This window comes from Streptomyces sp. ADMS, from assembly GCF_033441795.1.
Taxonomy (GTDB): Bacteria; Actinomycetota; Actinomycetes; order Streptomycetales; family Streptomycetaceae; genus Streptomyces.
In genome coordinates this window covers 32,940-46,725 of the sequence record NZ_JAVFVX010000038.1, presented here as the reverse complement: position 1 = coordinate 46,725, position 13,786 = coordinate 32,940, and the positions used below count along the sequence as shown (strand labels likewise).

13 protein-coding genes are annotated in these 13,786 nt (G+C 71.3%); 2 read left to right on the top strand and 11 right to left on the bottom strand.

Annotated features, from left to right (window positions below; translation table 11 throughout):
• Positions 1–3: 3 nt before the first annotated feature.
• The 9 genes from RB628_RS18465 to RB628_RS18425 form a co-directional block, all read right to left on the bottom strand.
• The gene (locus RB628_RS18465) at positions 4–567 is read right to left on the bottom strand and encodes a hypothetical protein (RefSeq protein WP_318321566.1); all 564 of its coding nucleotides are present in this window, start codon (positions 565–567) and stop codon (positions 4–6) included.
• A complete protein-coding gene (locus RB628_RS18460; RefSeq protein ID WP_318321565.1) occupies positions 564–2,228 on the bottom strand; it encodes a class I adenylate-forming enzyme family protein in 1,665 nt (554 codons plus the stop codon). The genes RB628_RS18465 and RB628_RS18460 overlap by 4 nt, the downstream gene beginning before the upstream one ends.
• Entirely contained in the window at positions 2,215–2,958 is a 744-nt protein-coding gene (locus tag RB628_RS18455) for a hypothetical protein (protein WP_318321564.1), read from the bottom strand. The genes RB628_RS18460 and RB628_RS18455 overlap by 14 nt, the downstream gene beginning before the upstream one ends.
• On the bottom strand, positions 2,955–4,235 hold the full coding sequence (locus tag RB628_RS18450) for a beta-ketoacyl-[acyl-carrier-protein] synthase family protein (RefSeq protein WP_318321563.1): 1,281 nt from the start codon (positions 4,233–4,235) through the stop codon (positions 2,955–2,957). The genes RB628_RS18455 and RB628_RS18450 overlap by 4 nt, the downstream gene beginning before the upstream one ends.
• Positions 4,225–4,509, bottom strand: coding sequence for an acyl carrier protein (locus RB628_RS18445; RefSeq protein ID WP_318321562.1), 285 nt, complete (start codon positions 4,507–4,509; stop codon positions 4,225–4,227). The genes RB628_RS18450 and RB628_RS18445 overlap by 11 nt, the downstream gene beginning before the upstream one ends.
• On the bottom strand, positions 4,506–4,781 hold the full coding sequence (locus RB628_RS18440; RefSeq protein WP_203689508.1) for an acyl carrier protein: 276 nt from the start codon (positions 4,779–4,781) through the stop codon (positions 4,506–4,508). Before RB628_RS18440 ends, RB628_RS18445 begins: the two co-directional genes overlap by 4 nt.
• Before the next feature lie 126 nt (positions 4,782–4,907).
• The gene (locus tag RB628_RS18435; protein ID WP_318321561.1) at positions 4,908–6,308 is read right to left on the bottom strand and encodes a fatty acid--CoA ligase family protein; all 1,401 of its coding nucleotides are present in this window, start codon (positions 6,306–6,308) and stop codon (positions 4,908–4,910) included.
• Positions 6,309–6,314: 6 nt separating this feature from the next.
• Positions 6,315–7,517 carry a 3-dehydroquinate synthase II family protein gene (locus RB628_RS18430; protein ID WP_318321560.1) on the bottom strand — a complete coding sequence of 401 codons (1,203 nt, stop codon included), beginning with the start codon at positions 7,515–7,517 and terminating at the stop codon, positions 6,315–6,317.
• A complete protein-coding gene (locus RB628_RS18425) occupies positions 7,514–8,335 on the bottom strand; it encodes a 2-amino-3,7-dideoxy-D-threo-hept-6-ulosonate synthase (protein ID WP_318321559.1) in 822 nt (273 codons plus the stop codon). The genes RB628_RS18430 and RB628_RS18425 overlap by 4 nt, the downstream gene beginning before the upstream one ends.
• 400 nt (positions 8,336–8,735) lie before the next feature.
• Here RB628_RS18425 and RB628_RS18420 point away from each other — a divergent pair, with 400 nt between their 5' ends.
• Positions 8,736–10,058, top strand: coding sequence for an MFS transporter (locus RB628_RS18420; RefSeq protein WP_318321558.1), 1,323 nt, complete (start codon positions 8,736–8,738; stop codon positions 10,056–10,058).
• Positions 10,059–10,212: 154 nt separating this feature from the next.
• The gene (locus tag RB628_RS18415) at positions 10,213–11,151 is read left to right on the top strand and encodes an RICIN domain-containing protein (protein WP_318321557.1); all 939 of its coding nucleotides are present in this window, start codon (positions 10,213–10,215) and stop codon (positions 11,149–11,151) included.
• A 98-nt stretch (positions 11,152–11,249) separates the two neighbouring features.
• Here the strand turns inward: RB628_RS18415 and RB628_RS18410 are convergent, their stop codons facing one another.
• Both RB628_RS18410 and RB628_RS18405 read right to left on the bottom strand, forming a co-directional pair.
• Positions 11,250–12,515 carry an acyltransferase gene (locus RB628_RS18410; protein ID WP_318321556.1) on the bottom strand — a complete coding sequence of 422 codons (1,266 nt, stop codon included), beginning with the start codon at positions 12,513–12,515 and terminating at the stop codon, positions 11,250–11,252.
• Entirely contained in the window at positions 12,502–13,692 is a 1,191-nt protein-coding gene (locus RB628_RS18405; RefSeq protein ID WP_318321555.1) for an alpha/beta hydrolase, read from the bottom strand. Before RB628_RS18405 ends, RB628_RS18410 begins: the two co-directional genes overlap by 14 nt.
• Positions 13,693–13,786 lie beyond the last annotated feature (94 nt).

The following is a 13,786-nucleotide window of genomic DNA, read 5'->3' as shown; positions in this document are numbered from 1 at the left end:
CGCTCAGTCCTCCGTACCGTCGTGAGTGAGGGGTGTGCGTACTCGCATCAGCAGGCGGCACGCCTTGTCGCCGTCGCGCAGGCACGTCTCGGCGCGGTTCTCCGTCAGGGTGACTCCGAGCCCCTCGGACCAGCCCGCGTGGATGTCGGTGCACGGGCTCCGGTAGCCGTCCAGTGAACCCGCCATCCGCACCATGGTGATGGCGAAGTTCCGGCGGAGGGTGAGGACGATCAGACCGTCGTCCCCGGTGGCCTCCTCGACCTCCGTCGAGGCGTTGCGCAGTTCCGGCGGGAACATCCGGTCGCCGCACTCGTCGTACCGGCGGCGCAGCTCCTCCAGGTCCTTGTGGGTGTCGCCGGTGGCGGGGAGCGGGCCGGACAGACGGCCGACGCGCTGCCCGACGTGCGTCGCGACCTTGCGCAGCGCCTCGGCGTTGAGCTCGTTCGCGGCCTCCTGCCCGAACCGGCGCGCCACCGCCTGGTACCAGTTGGCGTCGTGCTGCCACCACAGCCGGTACGCCTCCCCGGCCCGGGCACGGTGGTTGACGTTCTCGGTACCCGTGCTCATCGCTGCTCCCTGGCGGCGGCGAAGCGGTCGCGCATCACCCGTTTGAGGACCTTGCCGGTGGCGCCCTTGGCGACGTCGTCGGGTTTCATGCGCAGGGCGCGGGTGACAGGGGGGAATCCGGCGGTGGTGAGGGCCGTGTTGACCCGGTCGGTCAGCTCGTCGTCACCGCCGCCCTCGTCATCGGCGAGTTGCAGCAGCGCGTAGGCCTCCGCCACCCCGTCGCCGTCCCAGTCCGCCCGTACGCCGTCGTCGGCGACCCCGACGACCGTGCAGTCGGTGAGTTCGGGCAGTTCGCGGAGCAGGAGTTCCTCGGTGCGGGTGCTGAAGACGACGCCGGTGCTGGTGCGGATGGCGTCCGGGGCGCGGTCGAGGTGATAGAAGTTGCCGTCCTCGTCCTGGTGGGCGAGGTCGCCGGTGAGCCAGTAGCCGCCGAGGCGCATCCGGTTCCAGGTCAGCGAGTCGTTCCAGTAACCGGGCGTCAGGGTGGGGGACTTGAGGCCGAGGCGGCCGATCTCGCCGGGCGGCAACGGGGTGCCGTCCTCGGCGAGTACGGCGGCCTCGGCGAAGCTGATCGGCCTGCCCACGCAGCGCGAGTAGGCCGAGGTGTCCCTGGTGTGCCGGTTGTGGAAGACGGAGTAGCCGGCCTCGGAGGAGCCGAGCCCGTCGATGAAGACGGAGCCTTCCACCCGTACCCGCCGCAGTTCCCTGCCGATCGTCTGGTGGCTGCCGTGCCGCACGAGGGCGCGGATGTGCGCCTCGTGCGCCGCGTCCCCGGTGTTGAACCACACCTGCACGCTGGACAGATCGCGGGTCGTGAGGTCCTCGGCGGCCATCTCGCCGAAGGTCCCGGCGAAGGCCAGCACAGTGGTGGGCCTGAACTCCTCGATGGCGTCCAGTACTTCGGTGCCGCGCTGGCTGGACAGCAGTTTGATGTCGGTGCGCAGCAGCAGGCAGTACAGCAGCGTGGCCACCATCGCGTTGTGGGCGCCCGGCAGTCCTACCAGGGTGCGTTCCATGTCGGTGCCGGTGGAGTAGCGGAGGCGGTGCAGCTGCGCGTACATCAGCGTCCGGTGGGTGTGCGGAACTCCCTTGGGCATACCGGTGGTTCCGGACGAGTGCGAGATGAGCACCGGGTCGGTGGGGTCGTGACGGTACGGGTGGGAGGGCGGGAGCGAGGCACGGTGCCCGGGGCGGATGTCGGCGGCGGTCGCGCAGAAGCGGAGGCCCGAGCCCGCCGTCGCCAGTACGTCGTGGTGCTCGCGGTCCGTGAAGGCACCGACGGCGCCCTGCCGTCGTACGTACTCCCGCGCGATGTCGGGCGGCAGGTTGCCGTTGACGAACGACGGGATCGCGCCGAGGGACGTCAGCGCCAGGAAGTTCACCGCGAACTCGGCGCTGGAGCAGGAGTGGAGGGCGACGGGGTCGCGGGGGAGTACCCCCTGGGCGGCGTACCAGCCCGCGTAGGTGTCGACGACCTCGCACAGCTGCCCCAGGGTGAGCCGGGTGGGGTGACTGCCGTCGGGGGCCCGCCAGTTGCCGTCCGTCCGGAGCACGACCTCGTCGCGTGGACGGTCGTACGCCGTCAGACGCGCCAGGACATTGCCGGCGCCCAGTTCGGTGTCGGAGCAGATCCGGGCGCGCTCCTGCCTACTGATGAGCATGGGTATGGGTCTCCGTCTCGTTCCCGGCTTCGGTTCGTGTCTCGGTGCGGTGGGCGGCGGCCAGTTCGAACAGGTTCTGGATGCCGCCCGGCCGGCGGGCCGCCGCGACGGGCCGGAGCGACACCCGTGCCCCGGCGGCGGTTCCGGGACGGCCGAGCAGCACCGCCGCTGCCAGGCCCGCGGACGCGGGGAGGGCGGGTACCGGACGCGCGCTGTCCGCCGCCAGTTCGCGGTGTACGGCGGCCACGCGTTCACCGCCGCCCAGCTCCACGCCCAGCACCAGGACCCGGTCGAGCTCCGGGTCCTCCAGCAACAGGTCGGCCATCGCCAGGAGTTCGGCCAGCGGGTCGTCGAGGGTGGAGAGGCTGAACATCTGGCCGGTGATGCCGAACTCGCGGCTCATGAGCCCCAGCACGGAGTTGGCGGTGGCCTGCATGAACAGCAGGGGGTTGTGGACCCGTCCGGACACCATGCGCGAGCTGGCCAGGTCCGCCGTGGTGGTGTCCCCCGTCAGACTGGCCAGCGCCACGGCGGTACGGGCGCCGTCCCCGGGGTGTTCGGTCAGACACCTGGCGGCGACCTCGTACGCCAGCGGGCTGAACGCCGACTCCACGAAGCCCGGCAGCTTCGGGAGCGCGATGTCGTCGTCCCGGCCGGTGTCGTGGGTCGCGGTGGCGCCTGCGAGGACGCCGAGGGAGGTACGGAGCGCTGTCTCGTCGGTCGTGGTCACGGCCGCTCCAGGAGGAGTGCGGTGTTGGCGCCCCCGAAGGCGGCGTTGACGGTGAGGGCGCGGCGGGGGTCGGCGGGGCGCGGTTCGTTCGGCACGTAGTCGAGGTCGCACTCCGGGTCGGGGGTGGCGTATCCGGCGGTCGGCGGGAGTACGCCGTCCAGCAGGGCCAGCATCGTGATCACGAACTCCACGACGCCCGCGGCTTCCAGGAGGTGGCCGGTGGTGCTCTTGGTCGAGCTGACCGGTATCGACGCGGCGCGCTTTGGGAAGGCGGCGCGCAGGCCCCGTGTCTCGGCGCCGTCGTTGTACCTGGTGCCGGTGCCATGGGCGTTGACGTAGCCGAGGGACGCCCCGTCCGGGTCACCGGCCTGCCGCAACGCCTGCCGTGCGGCGAGGGCGAGGCCGGCGCCTTCCGGGTGGGGCTGGGCGATGTGGTGGGCGTCGGTGGCGGCGCCCCATCCGACGACGGAGGCGAGCGGCCGGGCCCCGCGTCGGCGGGCGTGCTCGGCGGACTCCAGTACGACGGCGGCGACGCCGTCGCCCAGCAGCAGCCCGCTGCGATCGGCACTGAACGGCCGCACCATGCCGTCCTGCGACAGGGCCCGGCCGGAGTTGAACTTGCTGAAGGTCTCCTCCTCGACCAGATACCCGCCCGCACAGACGGCGGTGTCGATCCGACCCGAGGAGATCAGCCGACAGGCGTGAATGATCGCGGCGGAGGAGGCGACACAGGCATTGGTGAAGGTGAGCCGGGGCCCGGTCAGTCCCAGGCCGCCGGCAAGCACTTCGGCGAGCCGAGCGGGCACGGCGTCGGCGAGACGGTCCGACTCGGGCGCCGGCAGCGCCTCTTCAGGGGCGCGAGGCCGTGACCTCTGCGGCTCCGCCGCGTGGGCGTGACCAGCCGCGACGGACCCGCGGCCTTCGTGCGAGGCCTGGCTCGGCACAGAGACTTCGGCGCCCCGCCAGTACCGGGTGACGCTCCGGTGATCCCCGGCGACCCCCAGAATCACCGCCGCCCCGGAGCCCGTCCCGAGCCCCGCCATGCGCAGAGCATCGCCCCCGCACCGCCGGAGCGCGTGCCGCAGCGCCCACCCCTCGACCGCGTCCGCACCGTCGGGCGCGGCGGCCGCCACCGCCGTCCGGTACGGCCCCGTGTCGAACCGCGTCGTGGGCCGGAACGCCGGCACCCCCGCGAACACCCCGCGCCGCAGGGCCTCCGCGCCCTCACCGAACGCGGTCCGTACGCCGTATCCGGTCACCGTCACTTCACGCGTCACCGCGAACGCCCCCCTTCTGGGCGGCACTCAGATACCCGGTGAGCCGGCGGAGCGACGTCAGCCCGGCGATGTCCTCGTCGGTGGGCTCGACGACCAGGCCGTACCGCTCCTCCACCACATGGAGCAGCCACACCAACCCCAGGGAGTCCAGAACGAGTTCGGCGTCCTCGCCGAGATCGTCGGGCAGTCCCGGGAAGACCTTGCGGTCGGAGAGCAGCTCCCGTACGGAGTCGGTGGTGATGTCGGTGCCGGTGGCTCCCGTGCTCGTACTCATGCCTTGGCTCCGCGGCGGACGACCTCGGCGACGAGCCCGCCGAGGGTCAGGGTGGCCAGGGGTTCGATGTCGGTGTCCGGGATCTCGACGCCGAACCGCGACTCCAGGCGCAGGGTGAGTTCGATCAGGCTCAAAGAGTCGACATCCAGTCCGCCGACGGTCACCGGGCTGTCGTCCGTGATGCCGTCGCGGCTCAGCAGGATGTTCATGTCGTCGATGACCGCGGTCAGGACGAACTCGCGGATCTCGTCTTCCAGGGTGGAAGTGCTCATGATCACTATCTCCAGGGGAGGAGTCGAGCGCCCCGTAGGGGCGCGAGGAACTGCGCGACAGGCCACGACCGGCCCGCAGACAACCGACAACCGACAACCGGGAGGCCGGCAACCGGGAGCCCCGCCTTACCCGGCGGAGCGCAACGTCGCCGCCCGCCGCACCAGCTTTCCGTTGGACGTGCGCGGCAACGCGTCCAGCAGCCGGATCACCCGGGGCACCTTGTAGTCGGCCAGCCGCTCCCGGCACCACCGCGACAGGTCCTCGGAGGACGGCCGTTCGGCGCCGGCCGTCACCGCGACGTACGCCTCGGTCACGTCCTCGTGGACCAGGACCGCCTGTTCGACCGCCGGGTGCTCGCGGAGTACGTTCTCCACCTCGGTGAGGTCCACCTTGAGGCCGCCGACGACGACCAGGGAGTCGGCGCGCCCCTGCACCAGTACCGCGCCGGTGGCGTCCAGCGTCGCCCGGTCCCGTGTGTGCAGCCAGCCGTCCGCGTACTGGGTGCCGCCCGAGTCGAAGAGGTACGGCGACTCGTCGAGGGCGACGTCCAGCTCACCCCGTTCCACGCGGACCGACACACCCGGTGCCGTCCGGCCGACCGAGGGACGGAGCGTGCCGCCGACGTCGATGGCGACGATGCCGGTCTCCGTGGTCCCGTACGCCTCGCCGACCTCGACGCCGTACCGCTGCGCGAACCGGGCCGCGACCTGCGGGGGCATGATCTCGCCGCCCGACACCGCGACCCGCAGGTCGGGCAGCGCGGGGGGAGCGGAGGCGGCGGCGAGCAGTTCGTAGTGCGCCGGCACGCCGAACAGGGCGGTGATCCGGTGCTCCAGCGCGGTCCGCAGGATGTCGCGGGCGGAGACGCGGGGCGCGAAGACGACGGAGACACCGGCGGCGAGGGAGTACAGGAGCCCGCCGATCAGACCGAAGCTGTGCGCCGTCGAACTGAGCAGCAGCAGCCGGTCGCCGCCGGCCGGCATACCCGGGACCCCGGCGAACCGGGCCACCTCGGTGGCGAGTGACCGGGCGCTCCTGCCGATGACTTTCGGCCGTCCGGTGGAGCCCGAGCTGAACTGGACGAGGCGGTGCCCGGTGGCGGCGGGGAGGCCGGTTCTGCGCCGCTCGGTGAGGACCTCGTACTCGGACCTGAAACCGAACGTGGCCCGGACGTTGGAACCGGCGCTGACCATGAACCGCGGTCGGCAGGACGCGCAGAGCGCCGCCACCTCGGGCGGTTTCAGCCGGAAGTCGAAGAGCAGCACCTGGGCGCCGAGGCGCCACAGGGCGAGCAGCACCTCGATCTGAGTGAAACTGGGCGGAGTGCGCAGGCCCACGGTGCTGCCGGGCCCGATGCCGTACCCGGCGAAGACGGCGGCCTGCTTGGTCACCCGCTCCAGTAACTCGCCGCGGGTGAGCATCTCCTGTTGGTGCGTCAGGTAGGGCAGCCGGTCGTCGTGCGCGTCGAACATCCGCTGCACCAGGGCGGAGAGGTCCGGGCCGATATCCGAGTCGAGTTCGCCCATCGAACCTCAGACCTCCTTGCAGAACTCGCCGATGGGCAGACCCACATGGCGCTTGTCGGCGGCCAGATATCCGAGCAACTCGTCGCCGGTCCGCAGCTCGGTGACGTTGAGGACCTTCCCGCCGGGGCCGAGCACCCGTACGTGCCAGTCGTCCTGGACGGTCAGGCTGACCAGCCGGCCGTCCTCGGCGTGCGTACGGATCTCCAGGAGCGGCCGGGATTCGAGTTTCGCCCGCCCGACGACGACCCGCCGGGTCCGCCCGTCGGCGCCGACCGCGAGCAGCGCGCTGCCCGAGCCGACCTCGCTGAGGTAGTTGGTGCGGTTGTCGGGCCCGAGCGTGTACGAGTGCAGGGCGCCCGCGTTGACCCGGAACGGACGGGTCGGCATGTAGGGCAGGGGGTGGGTCTCGCTGCAGCACAGCACGAACCCGGAGGAGTAGGAGCCGACGAGGATGCCCTCGTCCTCCTCGAAGTGGGAGCAGGTGTCCACACAGACCCGGTCGCCGAGTCCGACGTGCCGGATGCTCTCCACGGTCAGGGTGGACAGCTCCAGTTGGGGTGTCGTCGCCTCCAGAAGCCGCGCCACCGCGAACACCTCGTCGGCGCTGCGGGGCGTGAAGAGGATGCCGTCCGAGCCGCGCTCCAGCACGTCGAAGACGATGGCCGCCTCCTCCAGGCCGTCGACGACCGTCACGAGCTTGCCCCCGGCGGATTCGGCGGCGGCCAGCACGATCTCCAGCGGGATCTTGGTCGGGTCGGCGAAGTGGATGACCGTGTACGGCAGCACCATGGCGCCCGCGCACGACAGCTGGAGGGTGCGGTCGTCCCGTACGTCGACGAAGCCGGAGACCGGCGTGCCGCCGGAGGCGCGGTGGTCGGCGGCCAGGGCGTCGAGTTCGTCCTGGGTGCCGAACTTCCGCAGGAGTACGTCGACTCCGGTGCCCGAGGGAGAAGTGCCGTTCCCGGACGGGGACTTGGCCTCCCGGTCGGCGCCCTTCGCCTCCTTCACCTCCTTGTCGCCGGTCTTCTTCGCGGTGGCCGGTGCGGGACCTCCTGGGACCAGGACCCGGGTGACGGTCGGGGGCAGGGTCCCGAGCAGTTCGGCGTCCGCGGCCACGACTCCGGCCATCCGGGCGTGGATTGCCGCGTCCACCACCGCCTGGAGCTGCGGACGGGGGACCTCACGCAGGTCGATCCATGCGAACCTCATGCCACTCCTGCCACGATCGTCGAATAATTAGCCATGCGCATGTCGTGAGAAAGGTCGCTGTTGCCGCCGTGCACGACCGCCGAGAGCCGGGACACCAGTGCGGCGGGCGTAGGGGAGGAGAAGATCCGGCGGCCGATGGCCAGGCCCCGGCAGCCGGTGGCCATCACGGCGGTGCCGTACTCGACAAGGTCGGAGCCGTCCGGTGGACCGCCGGCCGCGAGGACGGGGATGGGACTGTTCGCCACCACCTCGGCCATGCGCTCGATCGGCAGGGCGACGGAGGTCTTCACCATGTCCGCGCCCAGGTCGGCGGCGACGTTGGCCAGGTGGGAGAGGAGGGCCGGATCGCGCGGGTCCTCGATCCGGGGGCCGCGTGGGTACACCATCGCGATCAGCGGCATGCCCCAGGCGTCGCAGGAACGGGCCACCGCTCCCAGGTCGGCCAGCTGCTGCGCCTCGGTGTCCGAGCCGATGTTCACATGGACGCTGACCGCGTCCGCGCCGAGCGTCAGTGCCTCCTCGACATCGGAGACCAGCACCTTGGCGTGGACGTCGGCGGAGCAGGCGGTACTGGCGCTCAGGTGCACCACCAGCGCGCAGCTCTTCAGGACGTCGGGCGCGAAGGACCGGGCGCGTCCCTTGTGGACGATGATCCCGTCGGCGCCGCCGGCCACCAGCGCCCGCAGCAGGTCGTCCCACTTGTCCGCGGGGACGATCGGGCCGTCGGAGACGCTGTGGTCGAGCGGGACGAGCAGATGGCGGTCGTCACCCGCCAGCGAAAGTCTTCTCAAGCGTAATTGCTTGCCGGTTTTCAGCATGGGTAATGAGCCTTCCCAGCCCGGAGGCCGCATTAAGAAAGCCGAACCGCGACATTCTGTTGCGATTCTCCGTGTCCGAAAATCGATGGTTGTAGAACTTTCAAGTTAAGCGATCACGAGCATTCACGTGCGACTGCCCGTTGGCAAGAGTTGACCGTGTGTAAATTTTTATGCGGAGTCAAGCATGATTATTGACAGAGGATTGACAGGTTGCCTGGGTTGACGCGGCCTGGACGTTCTGTTCGTGCGCTCTATGCGCGTTGGGGCGTTCTGCCCCCGCATGTGAACGGGGGCTTCTTGTCGAAATTGAATTTCGATGACTAGGGTGACATCCGCACTCCGGTTCGTGTTTCATGCGACGTCGTCCCCCTCCCCGATCAGGACCCGGAAGTGACCCCCCATGCCTGAATTACCGACACTGACCACGTCACCACCGCGGACAGCGAGGACGGAGGCCCCGAAGGTCGCCGCGGCGAGCCTGGTCGGCACCACGATCGAGTACTACGACTTCGCCGTGTACGGCACCGCCTCCGCGCTCGTCCTCGGCCCCGCCTTCTTCCCCTCCGGCAACCCGACCCTCTCCTCCCTGGCCGCGTTCCTCACCTTCTCCGCGGCCTTCCTCTCCCGCCCCCTCGGCGTCGTCCTGTTCGGCACGATCGGTGACCGGCTCGGCCGAAGGCAGGCACTGGTCGTCTCCCTGCTGCTGATGGGCGTGGCCACGGTCGGCGTCGGGCTGCTGCCCACGTACGAGACCGCCGGAATCCTCGCCCCCGTACTGCTGGTGACACTCCGTCTGCTCCAGGGCGTCAGCATGGGCGGCGAGTGGGGCGGGGCGGTGCTGCTCGCCGCCGAACACGCGCCGCCGGGCCGCCGCGCGCTGTACGCGTCCATCCCGAACATCGGCCCCTCGCTCGGCTTCCTGCTGTCCACCGCGGTCATCCTGCCCACCATGAACATCGTGGGCATGGAGGGCTTCACCGACTGGGCCTGGCGCATCCCGTTCCTGCTCAGCACCGTCCTCGTCGTGGTCGGCCTGTGGGTGCGTACGACGGTCTCCGAGTCGCCGGTCTTCAAGGCCGCGGCACGGGCCGCGGAGTCGGAGCCGGTGCCCCGGTTCCCGCTGGGCGCGCTGTTCAAGCAGTACCCCGGCCGGCTGCTGCTCGGCACCGGCGCGGCGATCGGCGGCTCGGCCGTCTACTACCTGACGATCGTCTACAGCCTCTCGTACGGCCCACAGGAACTCGGCATCCCCCGGAACACGATGCTGACCGCCGCGAGTATCGGCGCGGCGGCCGGAATCGCCATCACCATCCCGGTCGCCAGGCTGTCCGACCGGATCGGCCGTCGGCCGCTGATGCTGGCCGGGGCGGTCGGGTGCGTGGTGTGGGCGGTGCCCATGTACGCCTCGCTGAGTTCACGCAACGGGCTGGTGATCACCGGCGCCTACACGGTCGGCCTGATGTTCCTCGCGCTGATGTTCTCCCCGGTGGCGGCGTTCCTCCCGGAGCTGTTCCCGGCCCGGCTGCGCTACACCGGCGCCTCCGCCGCCTTCATCCTGGCCAACACCCTCGGCGGCGGGTTCGCCCCGTCCGTCGCCACCTGGCTGAACAGCCACTGGGAGTCACCGCTGGTCCTCGGCCTCTACACGGGCGGCCTCTGCCTGCTGAGCCTCCTGTGCCTGCTGGCGCTGCCGGAGACCCGGGATCACGAGTTCGACGTCTGACACCTGCTGCGACAACAACAAAATGTACTACCGGGAACAAAGCCCTCTTTCGATGGATCCGGACTACCGGTGAGCCGTTTCGGAGCGTGCCCTAGTCTGGGCCGAAGTGAGGCACAAAATGGCCTCCGAGTCGCCTCAGGCAAGGAGCTTCCGAATGGCTACCCACCGTTATAAATCCCGGGTCGCGCGAAGCGGTGCAGTAATGGTTTCGCTGGGTCTGATGGCTGCCGGGGCCGCAATATCGGCTCCGGCGGCATCGGCCGCCGTCTCGACCGCCGCTCTTCGTGGTGCTGATTCCGGGCGATGTCTGGATGTCCCCGGTGGAAACACCGGGAGTGGCACCGAACTCACCCTGTGGGACTGCAGCGGAGGCAGTAACCAGCAGTGGTCGTACGACACCACGACCAAAACGCTGGGAGTTTACGGAAACAAGTGCCTGGACAGTGAGAGCGACAGCGCGGTCGACGGCACCCCAGTTCTCATAAGGGACTGCACGGACACCACCACCCAGCAGTGGGACGTCGTCTCCGGAGGGACCGTCAAGAACGCCGGGCTGGGCCTGTGCCTGGACGCGGCCGGTCTGGGCGTCGCCAACGGAACCCCGGTCCAGCTGTGGTCCTGCAACGGCGGCGGCAACCAGAGGTGGAGCGGGATCGCCCCCGCCGCACCCGCGGACGCGGGGGCGATGACGGCGCTGGAGAAGCAGGCGTTCGACAACGTCAACGCACAACGGACCGCGAACGGCTGCGCCGCACTGGTGATCGACGCGAGCCTGCAGAAGGCCGCCCACGACTATGCGGCCGAGATGGTGCGGACCCACAACTTCTCGCACACCTCGACCGCCGGAAAGTCCCCCACGGACCGTGCCAGGGACGCCGGATACACCCGGGGCGGCGTCGGAGAGAACATCGCCATGGGTTTCCAGGGCGATCCGAACGGCGTGGTCAGCGACGCCACCTACGGGTGGATGAGCAGTCCCGGCCATCGCGGGAACATCCTCAACTGCAACTACACCAGGACCGGTATGGGCTACGACTCCGGGAACATCGACCCGGCCTACGCCAGCGGCTCCTGGGTGCAGGTCTTCGGCTGATGTGAGGCAGGTGGCCGACCGCCGACGCGTGTCCGACGGCGGTCGGCAGGTGCCGTCACCCCAGGTGGGCGCCCACACCCCCGCCCGACGCACGTCGCTCAGACGACCGTCAGGGCATACACGGCGAAGGCCGCCGCCAGCACCGCGACCGCCGCCCGCCGGGACCCCCGGATACCGGTCCAGGGCGCCTCGAAGCGATGGGTGAGGCGACCCACGGCGAGCAGGGCGACGGCGATGAGCGGCAGCCAGGCGAGCCGGGCGAGTATCCAGGCGGTGGTGTCCGGGGCAGTGGTGAGCCCTGGGATCGGGGTCCCGAGGAGCGAACCGGGTATCGCCAGGGTGAGCAGGGCGCTCTGGTGCCAGCAGAAGATCGTCATCGCGGACAGATTGACGCCCACGACCGCCGCCCACAGCACGCGCCGGCGCCGCAGCAGCCCGTCGAGCCGGTCCCGCAGCAGGACGGCCGCGCCGCACTGCACACAGGCCAGCGCGAGCACGAGCAGCGACGGCGGGTGGGAGTTGGTGCGGTCCGTGCCCGGCACGCCGACCATGCTCGCCGGATAGTGGAAGGCGAGAAGCAGTACGGCGAACAGTGCGCCGCCCCCGAGCAGCATCAGCCGTCCGCCGCGTCGGCCGAGCCGCCCCTCGCCCCAGCAGACGCCCAGCTGGTAGGCGAACAGCCAGCCAGGACCGAGGTTGAGCAGGCCCAGCCAGGAGGGCACGGAGTCCGCCCAGGGCCCGTATCGCAGCAGGTCCACGACGGCGACCGAGCCGAGCAGCGGCACGGCGGCCCACCCGCCGTACGTCCGCGCCGCGCGCACGCACCAGGGCGTGAGGGCGGTCACCAGCACGTAGATGCCGACGAACCATAGCGGCTGCACGACCAGCACCACCCCGGTGCGCAGTGTCCCGGTCGGCACGCCGGCGGCGTACAGCACCGGCAGGAGTACGGCCCACACCGCCGCGACGCCGAGAACGGGGCGCCCGAGACGGGCCAGCCGCCCGCGCAGCCAGACGCCCGTCGGCACCCCGCGTCCGGCGGAGCGGCGCAGGGAGAGGGCGGAGGCGCAGCCGCCCACCAGGAAGAAGATGCCGAGCAGCTGCAGCACCCAGCTCGCGGGGGCCAGGAAGCCGAAGGTGGCGAGCGGGCTGGTGTTGTGCAGCGCGCCCTCGGGGCCGAGGGTGAGGCCGCCGAGCAGCCAGTGGCCCACGGGGACGGAGAGCAGCGCGAGGGCGCGCAGGCCGTCGAGGGCGCGGTCGCGGTGGGCGGGTGTGCGCTGTTCGATGCGTGCGGCCGCGGCGTCGACCGCACGGGGCAGCCGCGAACGGGCGGCGGCCCGTACGGGCAGGTCAGTGAAGGCCATGGCGGCAGTCCTCCGTGGTGTCCGGGGTGGGGTGGGCGCAGGTGACGGCCCCGTAGTGGCCGACCGCTATGTCGGCGTAGTTGCGCAGGGACGCGGTGCCGGGGGTGAAGTAGCCGGTGTGGCCCTCGGCCCGGTCGGATGCCACGACCCGGGCGCCGAAGTCCGGGTCGGCCGGGTCGGCGCCGTGGCCGACACCGAAGAGCTCGACGGGAGGGATCCGGCGGATCCAGTCGGTCGCGTCCCGGGCGGTCGCCCACAGCCGCGCCCGCGCCCCGACCCGCACCTGGCCGGCGTGGCCCAGACGCATACCGGGCGAGGCCGCGACCACCAGGTCGGACACCTGCCGGCCGGTCAGCCGGTGGGCGGCGGCGCCGCACAGCACCGAGCCGTAGCTGTGGCAGAACACCGAGGCCGGGGTCACCGGGTGGGTGGTCGCGGCCAGACCGTCCAGGAAGCGGAGGAGCCGTGGGGCGCCCTCCTCCGCGAGGTGTCCGGTGGCGGCGTCCCAGCCGACGCCGACCGGGGTCGTGTAGCCGACCCACACGATCACCGCCGGGTGGTCCGCCGGCGCCAGCCGGGTCATCTCGGCGCGCAGGTTCCGGGCCATCACCGCCGCCGCGTCGTACGAGGCCAGGTCCGTGTCGGAGCCCGGTACGACGACCGCCACCCGGCGGGCGGTGCGCAGATCCCCGTACACCTCGGCGACCTGCCCCCGGCCGCGCGGGTCGAAGGCGAGGACATGGCGCCCGGGAGCCAGGAGTCCGTCGTACGCCGTCGCCCGCGCACGGGCCTGCCGCCGGACGTCCTCGGGCTGCCCCGGGTCGGCGGCGCGGGCCAGTTCGCGGGCGCGTTCGACGGTGAGGGCGCGGGTGTTGGCGGTGTACCGGAGTTCGGGCGGGGCGCCGTCGAGGCCGCCCACGACGAGCGGGTGCCGGGCGGCCAGTGCGGTCCGCTGTGCCGCGGTCAGCCCGGTGAAGAACCGCGCGACCTGTGCGGGCGCGGCCGACGCCGGGTCCGGCAGCCGTCTGCCGAGCACCTGGTCGGCCGTCCAGGCCGCCGTACCCGGAGGCGGGCCGGTGACGGCGGCCTGGACCTCGCCCGCTGCCCAGCCCACCGTGCCCGCGACCGTCGCCAGGACCAGTGCGCAGGCGGTCAGCGCGCGCTTGAAACGCCTCATGGTGTGTCTCCCCGTTTCCGTGCTTCCGTTGCCGCGGAAGGTAGAAAGCGGGGGTGCCTGCCGGCGTCACACCGGGGTGCCAACCTCCGGGTAG